A 25,871-nucleotide genomic window follows, 5' to 3' on the forward strand; every position below is an offset into this window, starting at 1 on the left:
TGATTACGGCTTGGCCGGCGCCGGGGCAGCCGGGGCCATGGGCGAGCCATCAATGTTGAACTTTTCAACCTTGGCTGCCTTCTCCAGGCCCCTGACCACTTCTTCGGCGATCTCCTGAGCCACCATCTGACGCAACTGCGGGGTGGCCTGATCGAAGGTCGGCGGCACCTGCTTACGCTTGTCGGCCAGCTTGATGACATGGAAGCCGAACTCAGTCTGCACCGGGGCAGCGCTGACGTCACCGACCTTCATGGCAAAAGCGGCATTGGCGAATTCCGGGACCATGCGGTCCTTGGTGAAATAGCCCAAGTCACCGCCCTGGTCCTTCGTGCCGTCGGTGCCCTTTTCGGCCGCCAGCTTGGCGAAATCAGCGCCGCCCTTCAGTTGCTTGATAATCGCATCGGCCTCTTCCTTGGTCTTGACCAGGATATGGCTGGCACGGACTTCATCCTGCGGCGGATTCTCCTTCATCCACTTATCATAAGCGGCCTTCAGTTTGTCCTGGGTGAGCTTCTTATCGATCTCCCCCTTCAGCCAAGCCTGCTGCACGAACTGCTCTTCAGCCTGCTTCATACGCTTCTTCACGTCGGCGCTGTCTTGCAGCTTCGCCTTGTAGCCGGCTTCAGTGACCAGCTGCGCCTGGATCAACTGTTCCACCAACTGCGGGTAAATCATCTGCAAGGGCATCTGCTGCACCTGCGGGTCCAGTTGCTGCAGCAGGGCAATCACGTCGGAGCGCTTGAACTCTTTGCCGTTGGCGCGGGCGACGACCGGGTCGTCACCCAGGGCCGACCCGCCGGCGGCGGGCTTGGCGGCCGGGGCCGCGGCCGGCTTGGCCGCATCCTGGGCCATGGCCGGGGACAGTGCGACGGTGGCGACCGACCCGAGGGCGGCGACAACCAGAGCGGCACGCATGGTCTTGAACGACATCTGTGGGGGTTCCCTGCAAACAATCCGGTCGGTCGGCGGGACTATCCCCAGCAGACCGCATCGGCATAAAGCATGACAGACCATAGGCAGGCAAGGGGCCTTGGATATGGCCATAAGGCCAATGGAAAGCGCCCATTGATGGCCATTTCATGGCTGCACAGCCCCGGAAAACCCATTTCAGGTTGGCATGCCGCATTGACCGCCGGGATGTGAGGTCTTATCTGTGACGGGCGCTGGAATGGGGTTTCCCCGCCCGGCGCAAACAGCCCTACCGGCGGCCGGCCCGGCCGTGACCGGTAATTCGTCATGTCCGGTGTCCTTCGCGCCTGTTCCTTTGTTGGAGTGCTTCTATGTTCGGTGCCATCGCCCGCAAGCTGTTCGGCAGCGCCAATGAGCGGGTGGTCAAGGGCCTGCGCAAGCGGGTTGAGGTCATCAACGCGCTGGAGCCGAAACTGGCCGGCCTTTCTGATGCCGAATTGCAGATGCGGACCGACTGGCTGCGCGATCGGTTGGAAAAGGGTGGCACGCTGGACGATATTCTGCCCGATGCCTTTGCCACGGTGCGTGAGGCATCAAAGCGTGTCATGGGCATGCGGCATTTTGATGTTCAGTTGATCGGCGGCATGGTGCTGCATTCTGGCAAGATTGCAGAAATGCGGACCGGCGAAGGCAAGACGCTGGTCGGTACTCTGGCCGTGTATCTGAATGCGTTGCAGGGCAAAGGTGTTCATGTTGTCACCGTGAACGACTATCTTGCCCGCCGTGATGCCAGCCACATGGGCCGCCTCTATGGGTTCCTGGGCCTGACAACAGGCGTCATCGTGCATGGGCTGGATGATGAGGAACGCCGCGCCGCCTATGCCAGTGACATTACCTACGGCACCAACAACGAATTCGGTTTCGACTATCTGCGCGACAATATGAAGTACCGGCTGACCGACATGGTGCAGCGGCCCTTCAACTACGCCATCGTCGACGAGGTTGACAGTATCCTGGTGGACGAAGCGCGCACGCCATTAATCATCTCCGGCCCATCGACCGACGGGTCTGAACTGTACATTGCCATCAACAAGGTGATGGCCCATATCGGGGAAGGCGATTTTGAGAAGGATGAGAAGGCCAAGGCCGTCTCGCTGACCGAATCGGGTACCGAGAAGGTGGCCCAGATCCTCAAAGATATGGAGTTGCTGAAAACAGGCGACCTTTACGACATTCAGAACATCTCTCTGGTTCATCACGTGAATCAGGCGCTGAAGGCACACCAGCTTTTTACGGCCAATGTTGATTACATCGTCAAGGACGATAAGGTCGTCATCATTGACGAGTTCACAGGCCGTATGATGGAAGGCCGGCGTTATTCCGAAGGCCTGCATCAGGCACTGGAAGCCAAGGAAGGGGTTGCAATCCAGCGGGAGAATCAGACGCTGGCCAGCATCACCTTCCAGAATTACTTCCGCCTCTATCCCAAGCTGGCCGGCATGACTGGTACCGCCATGACAGAAGCGGCGGAGTTTTCGGAAATCTATGGGCTGGAAGTGGTGGACATCCCCACCAATCTGCCGGTCGCCCGTATCGATCAGGATGACGAGGTCTACCGCACGGCGTCGGAGAAGTACGACGCCATCGTCAAACTGGTTGAGGAATGCCGGGCGCGGCAACAACCGGTTCTGGTCGGTACCGTATCGATCGAAAAGTCAGAGACGCTGGCCGCCGCGCTGAAAAAAAAGGGCATCCCACATAATGTGCTGAATGCCCGATACCACGAGCAAGAAGCCTATATCGTTTCGCAAGCGGGTCGTCCCGGTGCCGTAACGATTGCCACCAACATGGCGGGCCGCGGGACCGACATCCAATTGGGTGGTAATTTCGAAATGCGGGTTGAGTTTGAGTTGGCTGACGTGCCGGAAGGCGAAGAGCGCCAGCGCCGCATTCAAACCATCCGCGATGAGATCGCTGCGGCAAAGGATATCGTGCTGAAGGCCGGTGGTCTTTATGTCGTCGGTACAGAGCGCCATGAGAGCCGCCGCATCGACAACCAGTTGCGCGGCCGCTCCGGCCGACAGGGTGATCCTGGAGCATCGAAATTCTTCCTGTCCCTGGATGACGATTTGATGCGCATCTTCGGCAGCCAGCGTTTGGACGGCATGCTCCAGAAACTGGGCCTCCAGGATGGTGAGGCCATCATCCATCCTTGGATCAACAAGGCCCTGGAAAAGGCCCAGCAGCGTGTCGAAGCCCATAACTTCGAAATCCGCAAGAATTTGCTGAAATACGACAATGTTATGAATGACCAGCGCAAGGTCATTTATGAACAGCGCAAGGAAATCATGGAGGCTGAAGACGTCCAGGAAATGGTGACGTCCATGCGCCATGAAGTAATCACCGACATGGTGCGCCGGTCTATTCCAGAAAACGCTTATGCTGAGCAGTGGAACGTCAATCTGCTCCACGAGGAATGCCTGCGCCTGCTCGGGGCCGATCTTCCGGTCCGCGACTGGGCGAAGGAAGAAGGCATCGCGGACGAAGAGATCAGCGAGCGTCTGCTGAAGTTCGCCGACGACAAGATGGCGGAAAAGGAAGCTGCGTACGGTGCCGCTCTGCTGCGCAACATCGAGAAAAGCCTGCTGCTCCAAATTCTGGATCAGGTCTGGAAGGACCATCTGCTGTCTCTCGACCATTTGCGACAGGGCATCAACCTGCGTGCCTATGCACAGCGCGATCCGCTGAACGAATACAAGAAGGAAGCGTTCGAGCTGTTTTCTGGCCTGCTGGATAATCTGCGTGAGCAGGTGACCCAGATGCTGATGTTGATCCAGGTTCGCGTCAACGAGCCAGACCCGATGCCCATGCCGGAATTTGGCCAGGAAAGCCGCCTGGACCCGGCCTTTGCGGGCCACCCACCGGCTGACGCGGCCCTTCCTGACGGGATGATCCGCCGTCCGTCCATCCCCAGTTTCGGCATGGGAGCCGCAGCCTTGCCGGTGGCCCAGGAAACAGATCTGAAAGAGGGGGAAGCCTGGGTCAATACCCCCCGTAACGCGCCCTGCCCCTGCGGCAGCGGTAAGAAGTTCAAGCATTGCCACGGTGCGGCCGGCTGACCCATTCGACCATTGATGGTTTTCGGGAAGGGGCGACCCCGTCGGGTCGCCCTTTTTCGTTGCATTCCATCCACTTCACTGGCTGAACCATGGTATGGTTCAGCATCGACCCAAAAGGCCCGCGACTGAAAGCCGGGCGCCAAATGGACAGAGACATGGAAGCCTGGTCGGAGTACTCGCGTTTCCTCATCGCGCTGTTTGCCATGCTGACGCCTTTTGCTGCCATTCCCATCTTCCTGGGCATGACAGAGGGGCGTAGCGCCAAGGAGCGTAATGCCATCGCCCTGTCTGCTGTGATGACGGTGGCCACCGTTCTGATCAGTTCCGTCTTCCTCGGGGATGCAATCCTGACGGTGCTGGGGACCAGCTTGGCCAGCTTCCGCGTGGGCGGTGGTATTGTTCTGCTGCTGATCGCGCTGTCGCTGCTGAATGCCACTGTCTCTGGCGTGAAACAGACACCGCAGGAAGCGGATGAAGCCGGTACCCGTCAGGCCATCGGTGTCGTGCCGCTGGGTCTTCCATTGCTGGCCGGGCCTGGTTCCATCTCCGCTGTCATCATCGAGGTACAGCGCGGCGTCGGCTGGGAACATTTTGCGGTACTGGTGGCCTGCATCCTGATCGTCTGCGCCTTCCTGCTGTTGACCCTGCGTCTGGCGGTGCCCATTGGCAACAAGCTGGGGCAGACTGGCCTCAACATCATGAACCGCCTGACCGGTCTGTTGCTGGCCGCCGTTGCCGTAGAGATCATTGCTGCCGGGCTGCGGTCGCTGTTCCCTGGATGGATGACCTAGCAACCTGACGCAGACGGCGCAGCAGAGCGGTCTTCACGTGGCGGGAGTTTTCTTAGAGCCACCCACGCTTGCGGAAATACCAGAGCGGTCCCAAAGCCGCCAACACCATCAGGCCCAGCGCCAGCGGATAGCCCCAGGTCCAGTCCAGTTCCGGCATATGGTGAAAATTCATGCCATAGATGCTGGCCACAAGTGTTGGCGGCAGGAACGCGACGGACGCGACCGAGAACATTTTGATGATATTGGTCTGCTGAATATTGATCACACCCAGGGTGGCATCTAGCAGGAAGTTGGTCTGCATGGCCTGGAAGGCCGCGTGTTCAACCAGGGAATGGACATCACGACCAATGGTCTTGAGCCGGGATTTATGATCTTTGCCCATGCGCGGGCCAGCCACCGTGGTGGCGAAGGCCACCAGCCGTTCAAGGCCCGCCAAGCTGTCGCGCACCTTCTGTGTCAGGTCACCCGCACGGCCCACAGCGGTGATGACAGCCCGCATTGAGACCGTGGTCGGGGGACGGCGGCGAACATGGGAACGGTCCACCACCTGATGGCGCAGCGCCTTGACCCCGTCGCGCGTCGCCAACGCCTCCACCGTCCGGTCTTCGTGATCAGCAAAAATACGGTGCGACAGCCGGTCCAGATCAGCCGTAACCCGTTCCAAAACATCAGCGGCACGATCCACCACGGCCTCCAGCAGGCCGAGAAAGGCTTCCAGCGGGCTGGTCACAAGGTCGGCCTGTTTAAGGGCACGGGTAGCAAAGATGGCAAACCACAGCGGCTCTGTATGCCGGATGGTGACCAGCAGATCCGGGCCCAGCGCGAAGGTCAGCAGACCCCGTTCCAGCGGTCCCGTGGAAGATCGCACGATAACCGGCGTCGTCATGAAAGCCACCTCACCCTCGGTGTAGAGGCGTGAAGAGGTTTCGATCTCAACAATATCTTCCAGGGTCGGCAGATCGGTCAAAAGGCGGCTGGACACAGTCAGCCGTTCAATCTCGTCCGGGTGCAGCAGGTCTAACCAAACGGTACCCAGGGGGATCGCATCCCCCGGTCCCAGCGCCTGGGCAGTCAGCCCCGCCTTATCCCGGACATAGGCCGTGATCACAGGCCGATCCCGGCTGGAACCGGTACACCGGCACTGCGGCACGCAGCGGTCACGGTATTGGCCAGCAGGCAGGCAATGGTCATCGGCCCCACGCCACCCGGCACCGGCGTGATGGCGCCGGCCACTGACGCCGCCTCAGCATAACAGACGTCACCGACGATGCGGGTCTTGCCGGCTGCCGCAGCAGCGGGGTCGCGGGCGGGCACGCGGTTGATACCGACATCAATGACCACGGCCCCTTCTTTGATCCAGTCGCCCTTGACCATTTCCGGACGGCCCACGGCGGCGACCAGAATATCAGCCTCGCGGCAGAGGGCGGGCAAGTCGCGGGTGCGGGAATGAGCAATGGCCACAGTGCAATCAGCTTGTAAGAGGAGTTGCGCCATCGGCTTGCCGACAATGTTGGACCGGCCGACGACCACCGCATGCAGACCGCGCAGGTCCTTTACCGCATCCTTCAGCAGCATCATACAGCCCAGCGGCGTACAGGGCACCAAAGACGGCAACCCCACCGACAGCCGCCCGGTATTGACCACATGGAACCCGTCTACGTCCTTGGCTGGATCGATGGCCGCCAGCACCGCCTGACTATCGATATGGCTTGGCAGCGGTAATTGCACAAGGATGCCATGGATCGACGGATCATGGTTCAACTGGTTTACCAGTCGCAGCAGTTCTTCCTGGCTGGTGGATGCCTCAAGACGGTGGGTGACGGAATGCATGCCCGCTTCGCGGGTTTGTTCACCCTTGTTGCGGACATAGATGGCGCTAGCCGGGTCTTCGCCGACCAACACCACCGCCAGACCGGGGATCAGGGCATGGGTGGTGCGCAACTGTACGACTGCATCGCCGATACGCGCCCGCAGGCCGGCGGCGAAGCCCTTGCCATCAATGATGCGTGCCTCGGCCATATCCGGTCTCCCCGTTCTCTCGATCAATAAGGTGCCTACAGCCCGCCCAGCCAGTCTGTCAGACGGGGCATCAGAGCCGTTGTGTCGCCGGCAACGAATAATATCTTTGACCGGTCTGTGCCACCCGCGACGACGCCGATGCTGCTTTTCGGAATCCGCCACGCTTTGGCCAGCAATTCAATGATGGCAGCATTGGCCTTGCCATCCTCCGGTACGGCGGTGACCGCGATCTTCACCTGTTGGCGACCATCCCCCCCGTCCGCCACGCCTTGCACCGCATTGCGGCTAGCGCGCGGGGTGGCACGGACAAACAGACGCACGCCCCCCCGGACCGGTTCCAGCGGCGGCTTAACGCCCATTAAATGATCCCATAATTGAGGATCAGGCGCTGGACGAACATGACGATCAAAATCAGCACCACCGGCGACAAGTCCACCCCACCCAAATTGGGCAGCACATTGCGGATGGGGCGCAGAGCCGGTTCCGTCAACCGGTACAGCACGTCAGAGATCATATAAACGGCGCGATTGCGGGTGTTCACCACATTGAAGGCGATCAGCCAGGACAGGATGGCCGAAATGATCAGCACCCAGACATAAAGATCCAGTGCCACATAGAGGATCTCGGCAATGGTGCGCAGCAGCGGGTCCATGTTCATCCCATGTCCGGTGGGCGGGCGGCGGATACCGGCCCGCGTCTGTGCAGGAACGTAATGTCGCGGCTCCGCCCTGTCCACCCCCGCGCAGGTCCGCGATCGTCGCAGTGCCAAGGGCCATGTGCGGAAAGCAGGACTCAGTCATGAGCATGCTTGACAGGCAGGGGACGGATCAGCATTATCCGCGCCACTTCGGGGGCCTGCCGACCTGGCGGGTTCGATGGTGCGGGGCCGTAGCTCAGCTGGGAGAGCGACGCGTTCGCAATGCGTAGGTCGGGAGTTCGATCCTCCTCGGCTCCACCATTCCCTCCAGTATTAACAAGCAGATTTGATTTTCGGGTTCGGCAGATGCATCGCTGTTCCGGCATGGCCGACCTGATATGCTGTCCCTTGTGCCATTGGGCGGGAAAGGGAGCATATGCCCACTGAGATTAGGCATATCATCTTTACCAATGAGGAAGTGATCCGCGCCGTTGTGGATTACCACCGCCGTGCCGGTAATCCCCTGCCGTCGGGCAGCATCATCCGTCTGGAAGTGCAGACGGAACCCCAAGTCCGCTGTGCCCTGCATATCGGGGCGGATGACGGCACCCGTCAGGTCAGCTGGATCGATAACCCCACGCTGGCCGCCTGCCTGATCTTCTATTGCATCAATCAACGCATCCCGTTGCCGACCAAATCGGCCAAGCAGCTTCATATGATGAATGAGAAAGTGACCCTGGTTGTCCATAAGAATGCCCAAACCGATCGGGGTGGGGCGCGCGTTGCCTGACGGTTGACTGACTGGCGGGTGATCTCTGATTTATCGGCTTGTGCGGTGCGGTGGGGATGGACAGGGAACGGGCAGCAGCGCACCATGCCGTTTCTCCTTGCAACCTGATGGTCTGCCCCGATGACCTCCGGTACGGACAGTCCGTCGCAGCCGCCAACTATGGTTACCGCAGATCATCCACCTGCCTTATTGCAACCCTTGTTGCCCTGGTGGCGGGCCTTGCCGCGCGAAGGGGGTCTGCCACTATGGGCGGGTGATCTGGTCTTCGATCTGAAACCCTGGCTCAGCCATCTGTTGATGGTACGGTTTGCGCGCGATGGCTTAGATGCGCGCTATACGCTGTACGGGTCGGCATTGGTGGAGTTTACCGGTTGTGACCTGACCGGTCGTGGCCTGCGGGATGCCAGCAAATCCCCAGGATTCACCATCACGGCCGCCTCCTACATCACCGCCCGCGACAGCGGCCGCCCCTATTGGAGTCGGGTACGCGTTGATCTGCCAGGCGGGGAGAAGATACGCTATGATCGACTGCTGCTGCCCTTCTGTTGCGCTGATGGCGACGCCCGCGTCCTGGGCGCCATCCGGTTTGATGAGCGGCTGCCCCGGTTCTGGGAGGTGGATGACATGCGCCTCAGCATCGAACAGGAAGCGCTTTTGACATAGGGCGCCCTTTCCCTTGCGGCGCCTGCATTGCGTTGCGCGCGTCCTCAAGGGCACCGGTCAGACGGACAAGCCAGGGATCTTCCATTACCCGGTCTGCCGGCAGATGCCCCCGGCGGCGTGACACACCCAAGCGGGCCGCCGCCACCTGGTCCTGCAACCGTTGCTGCAAGGCCTGGTCCGCCATCAATTCCAGGACATCATTCCCGGCCACCAAGGCCGCAAGCCGCTGCTGTCGCGGGGGACGCCCGTCATAACGGGTATGAAGATCGTCCAAAAAGATGAGTGCATCCGGTCCAGACAGGGCATCTGAGGGGGGCATAGACGCGACTCCGGTCAGAAATTCACGACGGAGTCAGCCTAAAGTCGGGCAGCATGGATTGTCAATGAATAAAATCCTAGGACAATCTCACCCAACAATCCGACTCTCAACCTGTTCTGCGACTCGAGTCGTGATTATGGGAATCGGCGACGGGCGTGTACCAGCGCTTGGGGGTCGGTCGGACCCGACCCCCAACTACTGGCTGGCCCACATGATACGGGCGATCCAGGCGACATCCGCCATGGACAGCGACCGGTCGGGGTGGGTGCGGTTCAGAGAGGTCAGTTCCAGCCGGTTGGCCGTCTGCCGCGCCAGTTGTTTTGCCATCACCTCTCCATCACGGGTGCGCACCACCACCCGATCTCCCCGGCGCACAGATGCCGCCGGCGAGATGATGATGATATCACCGTCACGATAGACTGGCTCCATACTGTCGCCCGACACTTCCAGCGCGTAGGCATGGTCGTCGGTAACATGGGGAAATTCCAGTTCGTCCCAGCCATTGCCAGCGGGATAGCCTGCATCGTCAAAATAGCCGTCATTACCGGCCTGAGCATAGCCAATGACCGGCACCCTTCGCAGGCTGGGCGGTGGTGGCGGGGGCGCATCACCGGCCCCACCCCCCTCGCCCGTCATGCCAACAAAGTCGGTGAAGCTGCTGCCCGTCGCTTCCAGCACTTTGGCAATGCTTTCAGTCGATGGCCACCGCAGCTTGCCATCGGGCGTCATGCGCTTGGATTTATTGAAGGTGGTCGGGTCCAAGCCTCCGCGCTTGGCAAGCCCGGAAGCGGAGAGGCCATGTCGCTGCGCCAGCCGATCGATGGCCCGCCATATGTCTGCATGCTTCAACATGGGAGTCTTATCCCAGAATCTAAAATTCCTGTCCCTAGGATAATTTTCTTTTATCCGTTGACATAGGATTATAAACATGGCGTCTTGAGGTAAATCGACCTATCAATCGCCATTGGCGCCTGTGAAGGACCCTCACGATGACCCCGCCCCCCATTCTGCCTGGCCCGCGCCCCCGCCTTCTGCCCCCTCTGCCCACAACGCCCAGTACACCGTTCGATACGACCACAGAGGCCTGGTTCTGGTTCATCTGCGCACAGGAAGCCAAGCTAGCGGGCGCGCGTATCCGAGCGGGCCAGGGGCTGGTGCCGCGCCCCTGTGAACCGGCGGACATCCTGCACACCGTGGACAGGCTTTACCGGCAGCGCAGGCTGCTGCGGGAGCATCTGCTGGTGCTGGCCCATTATGGGCGTCGTCAGATGGCGCCCGAGGCCGGACGGCCGCGCGAAATGCGTGACCACACCCTATGGGTCGAAGCCCTGTCGATCCTGACGCCCGTGCTGCGCGCCAAGGGGATCGTGCGATGAGGGGGCCGGCTCTTCTGGTCTTCTGCCACGAAACCGAGATCGCCTGGCTGCGCTGTCTGCGTCCCGGATTCCGGCATGTCTTCATTGCCCTGCCCGTCGCTGGCGGCTGGATCACGCTCGACCCCTTATCGACCCGGCTGGAAGCCGAGTATCACCCGCTGCCAGCCGGTACCGATCTGGCGGCCTGGTTTCGGGCGCGCGGCCACCAAGTGCTGGCGGCCTCACAATCCCCCCCGGTCCCTGCGCAATGGCCGTTGGCACCCTTTACCTGCGTGACCCTGGTCAAACGGGTTCTGGGTATCCGAGCGCCCTGGGTACAGACACCCTGGCAACTCTACTGCCATCTGGGCGGCCCACAATCCGTCCCTGCCGACAAGAAGGAGTGCCCGATCTTGGCCCGCCTCGTCTCTTCACCCAAACCGCGTACCAGTGCGGTTGCACCCAACAGCCCCACGCCAAGCCCAGCGCCAGCACCGCTGGTCAGCGCCGTACAGGCCGTTACGGCCGGCAAGGCCGCGGCCCCCACCGCCGGAGAACAGAGCCTCCTGCGTCGGTCCGCCGGCCGGGCCGGCACCGTGCTGACCGGGTGGCGCGGGGTGCTGGCTCCCGGGGCACTGGCGCCGACCCGCAAGACCCTGTTGGGGGAGTAAGCCATGGCCCCGCCCGACAAGAGCCCGGCCCTGCCCGATCTGCTTGCGGCCAGTCTTCTGGACCGCCATGCCCGTGCCGCCGCCCGCCGCGCGGTATGGGAACCCTTGTGGCGGGAATGTTATGAACATGCCCTGCCTCAGCATGCCGGCTTTGATCCCGGTGCCGCAGATGGCGCGCGGCGCGGCGACCGGCTTTATGATGCCACTGCTGCCGATGCGGTCGACCAGTTGGCGGCATCGCTGCTGGCCCAGTTGACCCCGCCCTGGTCACGCTGGATGGGCCTAACGCCAGGGCCGGTGCTGGCTGATGATCTGGCAACCCGGCTGGCACCCCTGCTGCTGGAAGCATCGGAGACGTTCCATGTTCAGATTGAACGGTCCAACTTTGCGGTGGAAGCCCATCAGGCCTTTCTGGATGTGGTGACGGGCGGCACCGGGTGCCTGCTGGTGGAAGAGGCCGTCCCCGGTGCGCCGTCGGCCCTGCGTTTTACCGCCGTGCCCCTGTCTGATCTGGTTCTGGAAGAGGGGGAGGAGGGGCGGCTGGATCATTTGTATCGTCGCCAGCGTCTTTCCCTGGCCGAGTTAGCGGCACGCGTGCCGGTGGACCGCATCCCCGACGGGGTGAAACGCGACGGGGCCGCCGACCCGACCAGACGCTTCGCCTTGGTCGAATCGGTAATGGCAGAAGGGACGGCCTGGCGCTGGCGTTTGGTACTGGCAGAGGGAGATGGACCGGTGACGCTGGCCGATGGCCATTTTGCCGATATGCCGTTCATCGCGTTCCGTTGGTTGAAGGCGCCAGGCGAAACCTACGGCCGCAGCCCGGTGATGAAGGCACTGCCGGACATCAAGACCGCCAACAAGGTGGTCGAACTGGTCCTGAAAAATGCCTCCATCGCCGTCACCGGCATCTGGCAGGCGGATGATGACGGGGTGTTGAACCCGGGGGCCATCCGGCTTGTGCCCGGAACCATTATCCCCAAGGCAGTGGGATCGGCAGGGTTGACGCCGCTGGCCAGTCCGGGGCGGTTCGATGTCAGCCAACTTGTGCTGGATGATCTGCGCGCCCGTATCCGCCATGCTTTGCTGGCCGATCGGTTGGCACCCGTGGATGGACCGCGCATGACCGCGACTGAGGTGCTGGCGCGGGGCGCGGAGATGGCGCGTATCCTGGGGGCAACCTTCGGCCGGCTGCAATCGGAGCTGCTGGTGCCCCTGGTCCGGCGGAGCCTGTCCATCCTGCGTCGACGCGGTCTGGTGCCCGATTTCGCCGCCGATGGGCGGCAGGTGATGATCCGCATCCTGTCTCCCCTGGCCCGTGCCCAGGCACAGCGCGACGCAGAAGCAACGCTGCGCTGGCTGGAGAGCGTATCGGCCCTGGGAGCCGACGCTCTGTCGGTGGTGGACCTGCCGGCCTGCGCCCGTTTTCTGGCCGATGCAGCGGGGGTACCGCCGGTCTTGATCCGCCCCCTGCCCACCGCCAGACCGATGGAGGCGGTCGATGGCTGATCCCGGCTGGCCCTGGGCCGAGCCAGACATCCCGTCGGCAGCCGAAAATCAACTGGCTGCTGCCTGTGCCCGGTTGTTCGCCGGGGCCGATGGGCAGCTTCTGCTGTCGCACCTGACCCGAACCTTTCTGGGCAGCAGCCCTGGCCCTGATGTGACGGAGGCGCGGCTACGTCATCTGGAGGGCCAGCGCGCCCTGGTCCTGACCCTTCGCCATATGGCCGTGCGCGGCGGCCTATCCTTACCCCCCATCCTTGCCTGAGGTGCACCCCATGGACATGACAAAGACCGATGACACAACCATCAACCCCGCAGATGCCGCCAGCGCTATTCCCACCCGGCCAGAGCAGGTACCGGCGAAGTTCTGGGACCCGGCAACCGGCAGCATCCGGGTCGAGGCCTTACTGAAATCCTATCTGGAGTTGGAACGGCGAATGTCCACGCCCGCCGATCCCGTGGCGGAGAAGTCCCGTCTCCTGTCGCTTCTGGGGGTGCCGGAAAAACCGGACGGTTACTGCATCCGCTGCGACCACGGACTGTTCGAGCCGGATGCGGAGATCAATAACCGCTTGCATGGCGCCGGGTTCACACCAGAACAAGCCCAACTGCTATATGATCTGGCGGCCGAACGTATGCTGCCACTGCTGGGAGAGATGGCGGCTGGCTATCAGGCGGAAGCGGAACTGGAGAAACTGGCCAGCCATTTCGGGGGTACCGAAAAATGGCTGGAACTGTCGGGTCAGCTCCTGGCCTGGGGGCAGCGTAACCTGCCAGCCCCGCTACTGGAGGCGCTGTCGGGCACGGCTGACGGGGTGATGGCACTGCACCGGTTGATGGCGGAAGGCAGCGGTGAGCCCAAACCCCTGCGCAGTGAGGGCCAGACCGATACGGAGGTTGCAGGCGACCTCAACCGCATGATCGCGGATCCCCGTTACTGGCGCGACCGCGACCCTACCTTCATCGCCAAGGTCACGGAAGGGTTCCGCCGGGCCTATGGGTGACCAGAGCGGCGGCGAATGGTGACTGAACAGAGAAGGGTCACACAGTACCAACGCTGACATAGCTGGAAACACCGCGGATATGCTCATCCACCGCCAGCCGGTGCGACAGGGGCGGGAAGGCGCGCTGGGTGCAATCCAGACGCGGACAGATACGACAATTGACGCCGATCGGCGTGGCGGACTCGACATTCGACAGGTCCAGGCCATCGGCATAAACCAACTGTCCCGCATGGGCCAGGTCACAGCCGATGGCCACCGCAAATTGCCGGGCCGGCTGTTTCCAGCCGCCACCCGGCTTTTCCACCGACCGCACAACAGAAAGGAAGGCTGTACCATCCGGCATACGGGCCAACTGTGTCTGGATTTCCCCTGGTCGACGGAAGGCATCATGAAGGTTCCAACGCGGGCAAGCCCCCCCGAAGCGGGCAAAATGGAAACCGGGGGTGGCGCTGAAGCGTTTCGACATATTGCCCGCCGGATCGACGCGGGCAAAAAAGAAAGGAACCCCCTTTGCTCCAGGCCGTTGCAGGGCCGTCAGCCGGTGACAGACCTGTTCGTAACTGGCCACAAAACGGCGGGACAGGATCTCGATATCATACCGCACCTCCTTGGCGGCGGTCAGAAACCGGCCATAGGGCATCATGATGGCCGAGGCGACATAGTTGGCTAGCCCCACCCGCGCCAGCCGGCGCGATTCATCATGGCTGAACGTGCCGCGTGCCACCGCAGCGTCCAGAAGTGCGGCTTGACCCAGCAACGCCGCCTGGCTGGCCAGTTGAAAGGTGCGGCCCGCAGGGTCCAGCATCTCGGAGATCAGCACCCGCTTGGAATGCCGGTCATAGCGACAGACGGCCCCCCCCATCACGTCATTGGGCATCAAGCGCACACGCACCCCGTGCCTTTTCTGCAAATGCGCGGCCAGTGTGCCGTAGAGATTGCCACTATCCAGGTCACCATCAATCCAAAGGCTTTCCGACGCGATCTCCAGATCAGGAAAATGATTCTGCTCGGCCTGAAAAAACTCCGACACTTCCTCCTGCGGGAAGGCCTGGGCCCCCATGACCTGCAATTTGTCTCGGTCGGCGACCTTTTCGGCCAAGGCTCCCAGATCTTCGCGCGCCTCCCGATAGGCGCGATACATGGAGATGATGGCATGGCCCAGATTGGGCGCGGCAGCCGCGACCTCCTTCATATCCTGGGCCTTGATATCACCCGCCTCAAACAGCGGGTCGGCAAACACCTCGCGCAGGGACGCCACCAGCCGTGTTTCGTCATCCTCGGCAAAGCTCGCCATATCAATGCCATAGACCGACGCGATCTTGAGCAACAGGGGAACGGTCAGGGGACGTTGGTTGGCTTCAATCAGGTTCAGATAACTGGGCGAAATGCCGATTTCATCCGCCATCTGCGCCTGGGTCATTTTCAGGTCACGGCGCAGACGGCGAACCTTGTGGCCCAGCATGGCCTTCTTGTCGGACATGGGGTCAGCCTCCCTTCCGCGTGATCACCTTCACCTCGTCCCGATATCGGAACCGCAGGGCGGACCAGTCATCATCAATCGCGATCTGGGACACCGGGATCATGCCCTCACCGGTCAGCCGGCCCCATCCCGCATCGCGGGAAAGATCGCTGCGGAGTGACCCGCTTTTTTTGGGATGGGCCACCCAGAAGGCGCCGCCACCTTTGTAAAGCGGCAGCATACGGTCAGTGAGCGGCCCCAACGCCGTAACATTGGCCGCGAAGCCCAGTAGAAGGTCAATATCGCCCTCAGGCCGTTTGGCTGGCAAACCAATGATCTGCTGAAGTTTTTCAGGGACATCCAACATCCAGGCCCGTTTCCCCGGTTTGAACCCAAGCTTTTCCGCAATGGTCTTCATTGCTCAACCACCCAGCCGCCTCACCCCCTCAATTTACAGAATTTACAACATCACAGCAACCGGCATTACAGAGTGTGACAGCAATACTATTTTACGAAAATCACTGTATTGATAATTTTATGTCTGAGGTCCATCTTCAGCTCAACGGCGCTGCACTGCACACTAAACGGTGCAAAGACAATAGCAGCCCGCATGAGACACCAGAGAGCCCCACCAGGCCAGGAGTTGAGAGCATGTCCCCGTTGGACCAGACCCAGAGCATCGATATCGCCGCCATCCATGCCAAGCGCTATGACGGGATCAAGCGTGACTTCACGGCCGAGGATGTGCGCCGCCTGTCCGGGTCGGTAAAGATCGAATATACGCTGGCTGAAATGGGCGCACGGCGCCTGTGGGAACTGCTGCACACCCGTCCTTATGTCCACACGCTGGGTGCCTTCACCGGCAATCAGGCCCTGCAGCATGTCAAGGCCGGCCTGGAAGCCATCTATCTCTCGGGCTGGCAGGTGGCGGCCGACGCCAATCTGGCCGGTCAGATGTATCCCGATCAGTCGCTCTATCCCGCCAACTCCGTTCCCGCCGTTGTGAAGCGCATCAACAATGCGTTCCAGCGCGCCGACCAGATCCAGACAGCCGAAGGCAAGGGCGACACCTATTGGTTTGCACCGATCATCGCCGATGCCGAGGCCGGGTTTGGTGGACCGCTGAACGCCTTCGAGCTGATGAAGGGCATGATTGAGGCTGGTGCTGCGGCGGTCCACTTCGAAGACCAGCTCGCGTCGGAAAAGAAGTGCGGCCATCTGGGCGGCAAGGTGCTGATCCCCATTCAGCAGTTCATCCGTACCCTGAATGCTGGTCGCCTGGCCGCCGATGTCTGCGGTACCAGCACCCTGGTTGTCGCCCGTACCGACGCCGAGTCGGCCCAGTTGATCACCAGCGATATCGATGAACGCGATCATCCCTTCATTGATCGCAACGACCGCACCCCGGAAGGCTTCTTCCGTATCAAGAAGGGGGTTGGCGTCGATTACTGTATCGCCCGCGCTCTGGAATATGCCCCCTATTCCGACCTGATGTGGTGGGAAACCAGCAAGCCGAACCTGGACGAGGCCCGCCGCTTCGCCGAGGCCGTCCATAAGAAGTTCCCCGGCAAGATGCTGGCCTATAATTGCTCGCCCTCCTTCAATTGGAAGGCCAACCTGGACGATGCCACCATCGCCAAATATCAGGCAGAGCTGGGTGCGATGGGCTACAAGTACCAGTTCGTGACCCTGGCTGGTTTCCACAGCCTGAACCTGGCCACCTTCGAGCTGGCCAAGGGTTACAAAGAACGCGGAATGGCCGCCTACTCCGAAATGCAGCAGCGCGAATTCGCCGCTGTTGAACAGGGTTTCACGGCCGTGAAGCACCAGCGTGAAGTGGGTACCGGTTACTTCGACGCAGTGGCCGTGGCCATTTCGGGCGGCACGTCTTCCACGACGGCCATGAAAGACAGTACCGAAACCGATCAGTTCCATTGAGTCGGACAAGGGTCGGTTGGTGAGCAACCGTTAACAGCTTTGATCCGCCCTTCTTCCTGAACGGGAGGGCGGGTCCGCCGGAGGAAGGGGCTGCATCCTTTCTCTGGCTCTTGGCCCCCCAGGCTGGAACCTTTCCGCTTCGCTTCCGCGCTGGATGGGAGGATGCGGCGGAGAGCCGGTGGACGGCGCGATGGATCGCCGACTGCACCGGATCGTACCGGTTACGGGGCCCTTTCAGACTGGCACTACCGGGCGATGGTAAGCGCTCTCCCCCATAGCCCCTTCCGGGGTCCGGCCCGCACCCGGGCCCCGGACTTCGATCCCAGGATGAAGGCGCACCGCTCCACCCGGCGACAGGGTTGGGCGGTGCGTCTTCATGTGCCTGCTCTTCGCCGCAGATTCTCCAACCAAGAGGAGACCCATTGATGGATGGTTCTACCCCCCTCGTCCTGACGGAGGATCAGAGGCTGACAACGGCACCTCCGCCGACGGAATCCGGCGAATGGGTGGCCGTTCGGGCCGGTGACAATGCCCTGATGATCTGGTTCCCGACTGAAAAGTGACCCTCAGCCTCACAGGTAAGATCAGCGCCCAGTGGCATGGGGGAAGTCTGCGGACGGACACCGCCCCTTTCTGACCCGCTCTGACAAACGCCCTGGCGTCCATCACCGGGGACCGCCATTTCAGACCTGGAAAATATGACCAGTACAATATTAACGAGTAAATAATTTGCTGGTCATACGACCAAACGTTAGTCTCTCGCCATACCAGCAGGGTTGGGGCGAACCGGACAGGCGGGCAGCCCCCAAAGCCCGCCAGTGGGGAGACCAACGGAATGAGCGACATATTGGATATCGCGATCGTCGGCGGCGGCGTCACCGGCACCTATTGTGCTTGGCGTCTGACGGGCGATCAGGGGATCACGGGCGCCAAGGTGGCGATGTTCGAATATAGCGACCGCATCGGCGGCCGGCTTTACACCAAGACCATTCCCGGCATGCCCAACATCGCCGCCGAACTGGGCGGCATGCGCTATATCCCGCCCAGCGAGGAGGACGACGCCTCCAACCAGCCGATGGTCAGCAATCTGATCGACGCGCTGGGCCTGCCCTCGCATGTCTTCCTGATGGGCAACCCCAAGCCGGGTCCCGACGGGCAGCCCATCGGCGAGAAGGACAACATCTTCTTCCTGCGCGGCAAGCACCTGAAGATGAAGGAGCAGTCCGACCCGGACAAGGTGCCCTACAACCTGTCCTGGAATGAACGCGGCAAGAGCGTGAATGACCTGCAGGTCTTCGCCTTCGATCTGCTGGTGCCGAAGAACCGGCGGAACTCGCTGGATGCGCTGATGGACACAACCGTGTTCGGGCATCCGCTCTACACTTACGGTTTCTGGAACCTGATGAGCCAGACCCTGTCGTCGGAGGCCTATCAGTTCATGAAGGATGCCGGCGGCTATGATGCCAATGTCGCCAACGCCAATGCCGTGGCGCAGTTGCCGGCCACCGAATATGCCAATACCAGCGGGTTCAAGGCCATCACGGGCGGCTATCAGCGCCTGCCCCTGACGCTGGCGGAAAAGGCGGCGGCCCAGGGCACCGATATCCGCATGAATCGCCGCATTTCGCGCATCGAACGTGGAGAGGACGGCGTTTACAGCCTTACCGTGGTCGAAACGGAAACCCAGCTTGTCTATGCCGACCTGGGCGGCCTGCGGGAGGTGACGCGCGACAAGGAAGGGGTGGAGCCCAGCATCGTGAAGGCCAAGGACATCATCCTGGCCCTGCCGCGCCGGTCGCTGGAACTGATCGAATGGGTGGAATGGAAACAGCCCGACGTGAAGGCCATGGTCGATTCGGTGCTGATCCAGGACGCGTTCAAGCTGCTGCTGGCCTATGATTATCCCTGGTGGGAGGCGCAGGGCCTGGTGGCCGGTCGCTCCATCACCGACCTTCCCGTGCGCCAGATCTATTATTTCGGAACGGAGGAGGATCAGCCGCATGGGGAGAAGGGCAACACCCGTTCCCTGCTAATGGCGTCTTACAATGACATCACCACTGTTCCTTTCTGGAAGGGTCTGGAAAAGGGTGCGCCCTTCCTGGGCCGCCTGCCCGAAGGGGTGAAGGGTGTCGCCAAGGAGAAATCCGGATCGGGCGAGGAAGGCACGCCTGTGCCGCTGGCCGAATGCATTGCCACCGACGCCATGGTGGCCAGCGCGCATGCGCAGATCCTGGCTGTTCATGGTCTGGTCGATGTCGATAAGCCCTATTCCGCCATCTATCATGACTGGTCCGGCGACCCGTATGGCGGCGGCTGGCACGAATGGAAGGCCGGTTTCCGTTACGACAAGCTGATGCCCGCCATCCGCCAGCCGGTGCCGAAGGACCGCGTCTTCATCTGTGGCGAGGCCTATTCCAACAATCAGGGCTGGGTCGAGGGCTGCTTGCAGACGGCAGAGCATGTGCTGCTGGAGAAGTTCGACCTGCCCTGGCCCGCCTATCTGGCGCACCTGAAGGACCAGAAGGCCGCCGTCCTGGGGCCGTAAGCCGTCGCGCGATAGGGGCGCCCGCTTGCACGGGCGCCCCGCCTGATCCGATCCATCCGCATTGCTTGCCCACGGGAGATGGCGCCCATGTCTGGACTTACCGCTGAATTCACCGTTTCCGACTATCTGATCCACCGCCTGCATGAGGCGGGGCTGCGCGATGTCTTCACCGTGCCGGGCGATTATGTCGCCCGCTGGTTCGACTATATCGATGACAAGGCCCGTAATCTCGGGTCACAGCTCAACCGCCTGGGCTGCCGGTCAGAGCTGGAGGCGGGCTATGCCGCCGATGCCTATGGCCGTATCAACGGAATTTCCTGTGCTGCCGTCACCTATGGTGTCGGCGCCTTCTCCCTGATCAATCCCGTGGCCGGGTCCTATGTGGAACGGGTGCCGACGGTCGCCATTTCCGGCAGCCCCGGCACCGGTCCCGCCGACCGGCCCTTTGCCCGCACCTACAAGATCCTGCTGCATCACGCGACGGGCAATTACGGGGCCGACCGCGACGCCTATGAGGATATCACGGCGGAAGCCATCATCATCAGCGACGCCGTCGAGGCTCCGGCGATGATCGACGGCGCGCTAGGCGCCGCCCTGTCGGAAAAGCGCCCGGTCTATATCGAAATCTGGCGGCAATTGTGGGACGCGCCTTGCGCCAAGCCGGAGAATCCCTTGGTCATTCCGGCCTTGCCCGTCGATCAGGATGCCGTGGACGCCGCCGCCGCCCATGTGGCCAGCCTGATCAAGGCTGCGGCCAAGCCCCTGTTCTGGGGCGGGATCGAGGTGCAGCGCTATGGTCTGCAAGACGGGTTTGCCGGTCTGGTGGATCAGACGGGCATCCCCTATGTCACCAGCCTGCTGGCCAAAAGTGTGCTGGCCGAAACCCATCCAGGCTTTATCGGCACCTATACAGGGCCATCGTCGGACTATTCCACCTACAACACCGTCGATCTGTCCGACCTGGTGATTGTGACGGGTGATCTGCTGACCGATGATTATGAAGGCTTCGTGGGTAAGGATTTCCGCCAGATGGTGGTGGCCTATGACAGCACGGTGCGGGTGGGCGAGGCCTATTATTTCCAGGTACCGCTGTCGGCCTTCATTGAGGCGCTGTCCATCGCGCTGAAGGGCGCGGGCAAGCGCGAACCCTGGGCCGTGAAGGGTCCCGCCGTCATTGATCCGGATTTCAAGCCCTTCCCGCCGGATGTCATCACTTATGCCCGCTTCTTCCAGCGCATGCTGACCTGGGTCGAAGCCGACATGACCCTGGTGCCCGATGAAAGCAGCAGCATGTATGTCAGTTGCAACATCCCCGTGAACCGCGCCAATGGCTTTGTGTCAGAAGCAGCCTGGGGCAGCATCGGTTATGCCTCAGCCGCCGCACTGGGCCTGTCAGTGGCGGCTCCCAATGCCCGGCCGGTGGTGTTTGCCGGCGATGGCGGGTTTCAGATGGTGGCGCAGACGGTCAGCACCATGGCCGTCTATCAGCGCAATCCCATCATTTTCGTGATGGCCAACACCATCTATGGCATCGAACAGGCCCTGACCAACGACAAGGCCTATACCGAGGGCCAGCCTTTCAACCCGTTTAACGTCATCCCCGCCTGGGACTATGCCGGGATGGCGGTTGCGCTGGGGGCCAAGGGCGTTGCGGTGACGACCTTGGCGGAGTTGGAGAACGCTCTGTCGATGGTGAAGGCAGATACGGGTGCCGTCTGGCTGGTACAGGTCAATCTGCCCAAGGACGACATCCCACAGGAAATCCTGCGTCTGGCCACCAATGTCGGGCCGACGCCACCGGAAACGATCTGACAGCCCAGGTCAGGACATGTTTGTGTAGCCGTAACCGAACCGGCGAGATTTCGGTTTTCCCCTCACGTGCTGCCACGGGTCATCCAGGATGGCCCGTGGTCCATTATCGCCCTTTCAGCGACTAAAACGGCGCTCAGCCCACAACAAAATCCAGGCCGATATCGAAATTCTTCACCGAATGCGTCAGCCAGCCCAGGCTGATGAGGGTGACGCATTTACATCAGCGCCGACAGGTGGGAGTGCTGCATCACCACCCGTTCGCCCTGTCGCGTCAGCACCCAGGTAAACTTTATGCTTGTAGGGATCGTCTTGCCATTCGGGCCCGTCATCGTACCGGTGGCCTTGCCGACGATCAGATGATGCACGGGCCCCAGCGCCTCATCATGCAGCCGTTCGAAATTCAGAGCGAATTTAACACCCTGGGCGCATTGTCTCTGAAAATCATCGACATCCGGCCCCTTGGCCAGACCGCCCCGTATGCCCATTGCTGTGATCTGATCGCCCATCAGGCCACGCATGAACGGGACATCGCAGGTCTGGAACGCCTTTTGAAACTGCGTGATGAAGGATGCAACATCGGTCGCGCTGAGGGTGTTCTGCGCCAGGGCGGTTGGCGCCGTAAGGCCCGACAGGATAAAACCGAACAGAACACCGCGCAGAAGACGCACAATTCACTCCATTCCTACCCGTATAAGGCGTAGGAATATTAACCCGTGCGCGGCAAATGTCCACAGATTTTCTGGCCTTTATCAGCGCACAACAAAATCCAGGCCGATATCGAAATTCTTCACCGAATGCGTCAGCCAGCCCAGGCTGATGAGGGTGACCCCTGTCTCTGCGATGGTCCGGATGGTCTCCGGCGTGACACCGCCCGAGGCCTCGGTGACCATACGACCACCCACCATTTCGACAGCGCGGCGCAGGGTGGTGGGGTCCATATTGTCCAGTAGGACCGCATCGACCTTCAACTCGATCAGCTCCGCCAACTGATCGAGATTATCCACCTCCACCTCGATCTTCACCATATGGCCGGCGCGGGCCCGCGCACGCTCCACGGCGGCGCGCAAGCCGCCGGCGGCCACCAGATGGTTGTCTTTGATCAGGACGGCATCATCGAGCGCGAAACGGTGATTGCCGCCGCCGCCGACGCGGACCGCATATTTCTCCAACGCACGCAGACCGGGGGTGGTCTTGCGGGTACAGACAATCTGGGCGCCCGTCCCGTCGATGCGGTCGACCAGACGCCGCGTCTCGGTAGCGATACCGCACAACCGTCCCAGCAGGTTCAAGGCCGTCCGTTCGCCCGACAGGATCGGCCGCGCCCCGCCCCGTACCGTTGCCAGAGTCGTTCCCCTGACAAGACGATCGCCATCGCGCACGTGCCGGATGATGGACAGACCGGGATCTAGCAGGGTGAAAGTATGAAGGGCGGCATCCAGGCCAGCGCACACTCCATCGTGGCGGGCATTGAACAGCGCTGTGGCGGTGGCGTCTGCGGGCACACAGGCATCGGTGGTCAGGTCTCCCGCCATGCCCAAATCCTCCGCCAATGCGGTGCGAATCAGGGTCTCATACTGGATCGGGTAGAGCGGCAGGGTCATTACATCACCGGCAAGGGGGAACGGGGCGAAGCCACGCGGATTTGTGGGGCAGGACCTGTCAGGGTCACACGTTGACGGTGGCGCCATTCGGCACGGGCGTCCGGGCAGTCCGAGCGTTGATGCGCACCCCGGCTTTCCTGCCGGGCCAAGGCCGAACGCGCAATCAGGGTGGAGGTCAATAGACGGTTGCGCAGTTCGCCTGACAGCCGGATGGCAGCATGATCCTCACGCACCGGCACCTGATCCAGGCCGGTTTCCAGCGCCTCCAACGCCGCGATGGCGCAGGACAAGCCGATACCGTCGCGCAACAGGCCGACAGCTTCCGCCATGATATCCGCTGCCTGTACCGCAACCGCTGCCGCCTGTGGCATCGGGGTCAGGATGAAAGGAAGCGACGGCAGGGCCACAGGGCCAAGACGGACAGGGGTTGCCGCCAGAATGGCGTCGGCTGCGCGTTCCGCAAAGACCAGAGCTTCCAACAGGGAATTGCTGGCCAGGCGGTTGGCGCCATGCACGCCGGTACAGGCCACCTCGCCCGCAGCATAAAGACCCGTGACGCTGGTGCGGCCATCAGCATCGCTGATCACCCCGCCCATATGGTAATGCGCAGCCGGCGCCACCGGGATGGGCAAGCGGGCGGGGTCCAGCTTCGCCGCCGCGCAGATGCCTGCCACAGTCGGGAATTGCGCCGCCCCGCCCTCGGCCCACAGCGTGCGCAGATCCAGATAGACGGGCAGGCCAGCGGCGGTGCGGGCACCGATAGCCTTGGCCACCACATCGCGCGGCGCCAGTTCGGCCAGCGGATGTGCCTTCAGCATGAAGCGCCCACCATGTTCATCCAGCAGATGGGCGCCCGCCCCGCGCAGCGCCTCGGTCAGCAACGGCACCTGCCCTGTGCGTGTGCCGGCCAGGGCGGTCGGATGAAACTGTACAAATTCCAGATCGGCCAGTTCGGCCCCGGCCCGGGCGGCCAGTGCTATACCATCACCGGTCGCCTCTGTCGGATTGGTGGTATGGCGGTAGAGTTGGCCTACCCCACCGCAGGCCAGCAGCACAGCCCCGGCACGATGGAACACCCAGCCCGTGTCGGCATGATGGGCCAGGACACCCGTCACACCCTGGCGACCGGTAACCAGATCCCAGACAAAGCACCGGGTCTTGACCGTGACATGGTTGGCAGCACGCACGCGGGCCGACAGATCCGCCATCAGGGTGCGGCCGGTCGCATCACCGCCGGCATGCAAGACACGCGGCGCCCCATGTGCCGCTTCCCGCCCCAGGCACAGGCGACCATCCGGCTTGCGGTCAAAGGGCAGGCCGCGATTAATCCAGCGGGTCAGGCGCCACGCCCCCTCCGCCGTCAGCAGCGAAGCCATCTCCGGATCGGTCAGACCTGCCCCGGCGGCAACTGTATCGGCTGCATGTTCAATGGGATCGTCAGCAGGATCAAGGGCCGCCGCAATACCGCCCTGTGCCCAGTTGGACGAACCGCCCGGCAGGTCAGCGGTCTTGGTCAGCAAGGTCACACGCAGCGGGGCCAGCGACAGGGCACCCACCAGCCCGGCCATGCCGGACCCGATGACGATCACGTCACTGTCATGAAGCTGCATGTTGGTGCTCCCTCGGGCGCCGGGCGCCGGCGTCCGGCGGCTTGGCTTACTTCTTCCCCACGGCCAGCATCCGCTCTACCGCTTGGCGGGCGCGACCGGCGATGGCGGGATCGACATGCACCTGGGGCTGCATGGTTTGCAGGCTTTCCAGGATGTTCGACAGGGTGATGCGGCGCATATGGGGGCAGAGATTGCAGGGGCGGACGAACTCCACCGCCGGGTTGGTGGCGGCCAGATTGTCGGCCATCGAGCATTCGGTGATCAGCAACACGCGCTTGGGCTGCTGGCCCTCGACATAATCCTGCATCTTGGCGGTGGAGCCGACAAAATCTGCCTCTGCCAGCACATCGGGCGGGCATTCAGGGTGGGCGATGATGGTGATATCGCCCTTGAACTGGGTCCGGTAGGCGCGCAACTGCTCACCCGTAAAGCGCTCATGCACCTCACAATGGCCCTTCCAGGCGATGACCTTCTTGGTCGTCTGGGTCGCCACCCACTTGGCCAGATATTCGTCAGGAATACACAGGACCTCGTCACCGGGCAGGGAATTGATCACCTCCACCGCGTTGCCCGAGGTAATGCAGACATCGCTTTCCGCCTTCACAGCGGCGGATGTGTTGACATAGGTGGCAATCGGCACACCCGGATAGCGTTCGCGCAGCAGGCGAACATCCGCCGCCGTGATGCTGTCGGCCAGCGAGCAGCCGGCATCCATGGCCGGCATCAGCACCGTCTTTTCCGGCGACAGGATCTTCGCCGTCTCCGCCATGAAATGCACGCCGGCCAGGACGATGACGTCTGCATCCGTCTCCGCCGCCTTGCGGGCCAGCAGCAAACTGTCGCCCACGATATCGGCCACGGTGTGGAAAATCTCCGGCGCCTGATAATTATGCGCCAGGATGACGGCATTCCGCTCCTTCTTCAGCCGGTTGATGGCGGCCACCAACGGAGCATGGAAGGGCCATTCCAACGCCGGGATCACGCCCTTGACCCGGTCATAGATCGGCTTGGTGGCCTCTGCCACTTCAGGGCTGTAGGACAGGTCGAGGGGGGCGGACATGGCGGCGGCTCCGACAGGGACTTATGCTCGAATTGAGCATTACTCTCCCTTATGCTCGCGCAGAGT

The 25,871-nt window shown here is 62.0% G+C and carries 25 protein-coding genes and 1 tRNA gene; 14 read left to right on the forward strand and 12 right to left on the reverse strand.

Annotated elements, in window-relative coordinates; all coding sequences use genetic code 11:
* Positions 1-3: 3 nt before the first annotated feature.
* Positions 4-930, reverse strand: coding sequence for a peptidylprolyl isomerase (locus CHU95_RS06200; protein ID WP_094454814.1), 927 nt, complete (start codon positions 928-930; stop codon positions 4-6).
* A gap of 350 nt (positions 931-1,280) precedes the next feature.
* Between CHU95_RS06200 and secA the strand changes: the two genes are divergently transcribed.
* Both secA and CHU95_RS06210 read left to right on the forward strand, forming a co-directional pair.
* A complete protein-coding gene (gene secA, locus CHU95_RS06205) occupies positions 1,281-4,028 on the forward strand; it encodes a preprotein translocase subunit SecA (protein ID WP_094454816.1) in 2,748 nt (915 codons plus the stop codon).
* Between the two features lie 155 nt (positions 4,029-4,183).
* Positions 4,184-4,819, forward strand: coding sequence for a MarC family protein (locus tag CHU95_RS06210; RefSeq protein ID WP_165772042.1), 636 nt, complete (start codon positions 4,184-4,186; stop codon positions 4,817-4,819).
* Positions 4,820-4,871: 52 nt separating this feature from the next.
* Here CHU95_RS06210 and CHU95_RS06215 read toward each other — a convergent pair whose 3' ends face one another.
* Genes CHU95_RS06215 through CHU95_RS06230 form a run of 4 tightly spaced genes read right to left on the reverse strand, consistent with a single transcriptional unit; the run spans position 4,872 to position 7,490 of the window.
* Positions 4,872-5,927, reverse strand: a complete 1,056-nt coding sequence (locus CHU95_RS06215) for a magnesium transporter CorA family protein (protein WP_094454819.1) — start codon at positions 5,925-5,927, stop codon at positions 4,872-4,874.
* Positions 5,924-6,838 carry a bifunctional methylenetetrahydrofolate dehydrogenase/methenyltetrahydrofolate cyclohydrolase FolD gene (gene folD, locus CHU95_RS06220; RefSeq protein ID WP_094454821.1) on the reverse strand — a complete coding sequence of 305 codons (915 nt, stop codon included), beginning with the start codon at positions 6,836-6,838 and terminating at the stop codon, positions 5,924-5,926. Before folD ends, CHU95_RS06215 begins: the two co-directional genes overlap by 4 nt.
* Positions 6,839-6,873: 35 nt before the next feature.
* The gene (locus CHU95_RS06225) at positions 6,874-7,197 is read right to left on the reverse strand and encodes a DUF167 domain-containing protein (RefSeq protein WP_094454822.1); all 324 of its coding nucleotides are present in this window, start codon (positions 7,195-7,197) and stop codon (positions 6,874-6,876) included.
* Entirely contained in the window at positions 7,197-7,490 is a 294-nt protein-coding gene (locus CHU95_RS06230) for a YggT family protein (RefSeq protein ID WP_094454824.1), read from the reverse strand. Before CHU95_RS06230 ends, CHU95_RS06225 begins: the two co-directional genes overlap by 1 nt.
* 230 nt (positions 7,491-7,720) lie before the next feature.
* Between CHU95_RS06230 and CHU95_RS06235 the strand changes: the two genes are divergently transcribed.
* The 3 genes from CHU95_RS06235 to CHU95_RS06245 all read left to right on the forward strand — a co-directional run bounded on the left by CHU95_RS06235 (position 7,721) and on the right by CHU95_RS06245 (position 8,928).
* Positions 7,721-7,796, forward strand: a tRNA-Ala gene (locus CHU95_RS06235).
* Between the two features lie 115 nt (positions 7,797-7,911).
* The gene (locus tag CHU95_RS06240) at positions 7,912-8,265 is read left to right on the forward strand and encodes a hypothetical protein (RefSeq protein WP_094454826.1); all 354 of its coding nucleotides are present in this window, start codon (positions 7,912-7,914) and stop codon (positions 8,263-8,265) included.
* A gap of 219 nt (positions 8,266-8,484) precedes the next feature.
* Positions 8,485-8,928 (forward strand): hypothetical protein, encoded by a 444-nt coding sequence (locus tag CHU95_RS06245; RefSeq protein ID WP_133065452.1) that lies wholly within the window; start codon positions 8,485-8,487, stop codon positions 8,926-8,928.
* A 514-nt stretch (positions 8,929-9,442) separates the two neighbouring features.
* On the opposite strand, the gene CHU95_RS06255 is transcribed toward CHU95_RS06245, so the two are convergent.
* Entirely contained in the window at positions 9,443-10,099 is a 657-nt protein-coding gene (locus tag CHU95_RS06255) for a S24 family peptidase (RefSeq protein WP_094454831.1), read from the reverse strand.
* 137 nt (positions 10,100-10,236) lie between these two features.
* On the opposite strand from CHU95_RS06255, the gene CHU95_RS06260 reads away from it, so the two are divergent.
* Genes CHU95_RS06260 through CHU95_RS06280 form a run of 5 tightly spaced genes read left to right on the forward strand, consistent with a single transcriptional unit; the run spans position 10,237 to position 13,780 of the window.
* Entirely contained in the window at positions 10,237-10,623 is a 387-nt protein-coding gene (locus CHU95_RS06260; RefSeq protein ID WP_245837901.1) for a hypothetical protein, read from the forward strand.
* Positions 10,620-11,273 (forward strand): hypothetical protein, encoded by a 654-nt coding sequence (locus CHU95_RS22685; RefSeq protein ID WP_207762399.1) that lies wholly within the window; start codon positions 10,620-10,622, stop codon positions 11,271-11,273. Before CHU95_RS06260 ends, CHU95_RS22685 begins: the two co-directional genes overlap by 4 nt.
* Positions 11,274-11,276: 3 nt before the next feature.
* Positions 11,277-12,782 (forward strand): portal protein, encoded by a 1,506-nt coding sequence (locus CHU95_RS06270; RefSeq protein WP_094454833.1) that lies wholly within the window; start codon positions 11,277-11,279, stop codon positions 12,780-12,782.
* A complete protein-coding gene (locus CHU95_RS06275) occupies positions 12,775-13,041 on the forward strand; it encodes a Bbp19 family protein (RefSeq protein ID WP_094454835.1) in 267 nt (88 codons plus the stop codon). Before CHU95_RS06270 ends, CHU95_RS06275 begins: the two co-directional genes overlap by 8 nt.
* Positions 13,042-13,051: 10 nt before the next feature.
* A complete protein-coding gene (locus CHU95_RS06280; protein ID WP_342744701.1) occupies positions 13,052-13,780 on the forward strand; it encodes a capsid assembly protein in 729 nt (242 codons plus the stop codon).
* A gap of 37 nt (positions 13,781-13,817) precedes the next feature.
* Here CHU95_RS06280 and CHU95_RS06285 read toward each other — a convergent pair whose 3' ends face one another.
* Together CHU95_RS06285 and CHU95_RS06290 are read right to left on the reverse strand one after the other, a co-directional pair.
* Positions 13,818-15,260, reverse strand: a complete 1,443-nt coding sequence (locus tag CHU95_RS06285) for a helix-turn-helix domain-containing protein (RefSeq protein ID WP_094454837.1) — start codon at positions 15,258-15,260, stop codon at positions 13,818-13,820.
* A 4-nt stretch (positions 15,261-15,264) separates the two neighbouring features.
* On the reverse strand, positions 15,265-15,606 hold the full coding sequence (locus tag CHU95_RS06290) for a hypothetical protein (protein ID WP_133065453.1): 342 nt from the start codon (positions 15,604-15,606) through the stop codon (positions 15,265-15,267).
* Positions 15,607-15,890: 284 nt separating this feature from the next.
* On the opposite strand from CHU95_RS06290, the gene aceA reads away from it, so the two are divergent.
* The 4 genes from aceA (at position 15,891) to CHU95_RS06305 (ending at position 21,534) form a co-directional block, all read left to right on the forward strand.
* A complete protein-coding gene (aceA, locus tag CHU95_RS06295; RefSeq protein ID WP_094454841.1) occupies positions 15,891-17,177 on the forward strand; it encodes an isocitrate lyase in 1,287 nt (428 codons plus the stop codon).
* A 425-nt stretch (positions 17,178-17,602) separates the two neighbouring features.
* A complete protein-coding gene (locus CHU95_RS22360; protein WP_165772043.1) occupies positions 17,603-17,740 on the forward strand; it encodes a hypothetical protein in 138 nt (45 codons plus the stop codon).
* Between the two features lie 272 nt (positions 17,741-18,012).
* Positions 18,013-19,722, forward strand: a complete 1,710-nt coding sequence (locus CHU95_RS06300) for a flavin monoamine oxidase family protein (RefSeq protein WP_094454843.1) — start codon at positions 18,013-18,015, stop codon at positions 19,720-19,722.
* Between the two features lie 87 nt (positions 19,723-19,809).
* Positions 19,810-21,534: an alpha-keto acid decarboxylase family protein gene (locus tag CHU95_RS06305; RefSeq protein WP_165772044.1), complete on the forward strand. Its 1,725-nt coding sequence runs from the start codon at positions 19,810-19,812 to the stop codon at positions 21,532-21,534.
* A gap of 215 nt (positions 21,535-21,749) precedes the next feature.
* Here the strand turns inward: CHU95_RS06305 and CHU95_RS06310 are convergent, their stop codons facing one another.
* The 4 genes from CHU95_RS06310 to nadA form a co-directional block, all read right to left on the reverse strand.
* Positions 21,750-22,202 carry a nuclear transport factor 2 family protein gene (locus CHU95_RS06310; protein ID WP_165772045.1) on the reverse strand — a complete coding sequence of 151 codons (453 nt, stop codon included), beginning with the start codon at positions 22,200-22,202 and terminating at the stop codon, positions 21,750-21,752.
* Positions 22,203-22,283: 81 nt separating this feature from the next.
* A complete protein-coding gene (gene nadC / locus CHU95_RS06315; protein ID WP_094454849.1) occupies positions 22,284-23,135 on the reverse strand; it encodes a carboxylating nicotinate-nucleotide diphosphorylase in 852 nt (283 codons plus the stop codon).
* A complete protein-coding gene (locus CHU95_RS06320; protein WP_094454851.1) occupies positions 23,135-24,745 on the reverse strand; it encodes an L-aspartate oxidase in 1,611 nt (536 codons plus the stop codon). The genes nadC and CHU95_RS06320 overlap by 1 nt, the downstream gene beginning before the upstream one ends.
* A 46-nt stretch (positions 24,746-24,791) precedes the next feature.
* Positions 24,792-25,805 (reverse strand): quinolinate synthase NadA, encoded by a 1,014-nt coding sequence (gene nadA, locus CHU95_RS06325; protein WP_094454853.1) that lies wholly within the window; start codon positions 25,803-25,805, stop codon positions 24,792-24,794.
* Positions 25,806-25,871 lie beyond the last annotated feature (66 nt).

It is taken from the genome of Niveispirillum lacus, from assembly GCF_002251795.1.
Lineage (GTDB): Bacteria > Pseudomonadota > Alphaproteobacteria > Azospirillales > Azospirillaceae > Niveispirillum > Niveispirillum lacus.

Coding starts and splice junctions, on each gene's coding strand:
- CHU95_RS06200 (WP_094454814.1), bottom strand. CDS start 930: ATGTCGTTCAAGACCATGCGTGCCGCTCTGGTTGTCGCCGCCCTCGGG.
- secA (WP_094454816.1), top strand. CDS start 1,281: ATGTTCGGTGCCATCGCCCGCAAGCTGTTCGGCAGCGCCAATGAGCGG.
- CHU95_RS06210 (WP_165772042.1), top strand. CDS start 4,184: ATGGAAGCCTGGTCGGAGTACTCGCGTTTCCTCATCGCGCTGTTTGCC.
- folD (WP_094454821.1), bottom strand. CDS start 6,838: ATGGCCGAGGCACGCATCATTGATGGCAAGGGCTTCGCCGCCGGCCTG.
- CHU95_RS06225 (WP_094454822.1), bottom strand. CDS start 7,197: ATGGGCGTTAAGCCGCCGCTGGAACCGGTCCGGGGGGGCGTGCGTCTG.
- CHU95_RS06230 (WP_094454824.1), bottom strand. CDS start 7,490: ATGGACCCGCTGCTGCGCACCATTGCCGAGATCCTCTATGTGGCACTG.
- CHU95_RS06240 (WP_094454826.1), top strand. CDS start 7,912: ATGCCCACTGAGATTAGGCATATCATCTTTACCAATGAGGAAGTGATC.
- CHU95_RS06255 (WP_094454831.1), bottom strand. CDS start 10,099: ATGTTGAAGCATGCAGACATATGGCGGGCCATCGATCGGCTGGCGCAG.
- CHU95_RS06260 (WP_245837901.1), top strand. CDS start 10,237: ATGACCCCGCCCCCCATTCTGCCTGGCCCGCGCCCCCGCCTTCTGCCC.
- CHU95_RS22685 (WP_207762399.1), top strand. CDS start 10,620: ATGAGGGGGCCGGCTCTTCTGGTCTTCTGCCACGAAACCGAGATCGCC.
- CHU95_RS06270 (WP_094454833.1), top strand. CDS start 11,277: ATGGCCCCGCCCGACAAGAGCCCGGCCCTGCCCGATCTGCTTGCGGCC.
- CHU95_RS06275 (WP_094454835.1), top strand. CDS start 12,775: ATGGCTGATCCCGGCTGGCCCTGGGCCGAGCCAGACATCCCGTCGGCA.
- CHU95_RS06280 (WP_342744701.1), top strand. CDS start 13,052: ATGGACATGACAAAGACCGATGACACAACCATCAACCCCGCAGATGCC.
- CHU95_RS06285 (WP_094454837.1), bottom strand. CDS start 15,260: ATGTCCGACAAGAAGGCCATGCTGGGCCACAAGGTTCGCCGTCTGCGC.
- CHU95_RS06290 (WP_133065453.1), bottom strand. CDS start 15,606: ATGTTGGATGTCCCTGAAAAACTTCAGCAGATCATTGGTTTGCCAGCC.
- aceA (WP_094454841.1), top strand. CDS start 15,891: ATGTCCCCGTTGGACCAGACCCAGAGCATCGATATCGCCGCCATCCAT.
- CHU95_RS22360 (WP_165772043.1), top strand. CDS start 17,603: ATGGATGGTTCTACCCCCCTCGTCCTGACGGAGGATCAGAGGCTGACA.
- CHU95_RS06300 (WP_094454843.1), top strand. CDS start 18,013: ATGAGCGACATATTGGATATCGCGATCGTCGGCGGCGGCGTCACCGGC.
- CHU95_RS06305 (WP_165772044.1), top strand. CDS start 19,810: ATGTCTGGACTTACCGCTGAATTCACCGTTTCCGACTATCTGATCCAC.
- nadC (WP_094454849.1), bottom strand. CDS start 23,135: ATGACCCTGCCGCTCTACCCGATCCAGTATGAGACCCTGATTCGCACC.
- CHU95_RS06320 (WP_094454851.1), bottom strand. CDS start 24,745: ATGCAGCTTCATGACAGTGACGTGATCGTCATCGGGTCCGGCATGGCC.
- nadA (WP_094454853.1), bottom strand. CDS start 25,805: ATGTCCGCCCCCCTCGACCTGTCCTACAGCCCTGAAGTGGCAGAGGCC.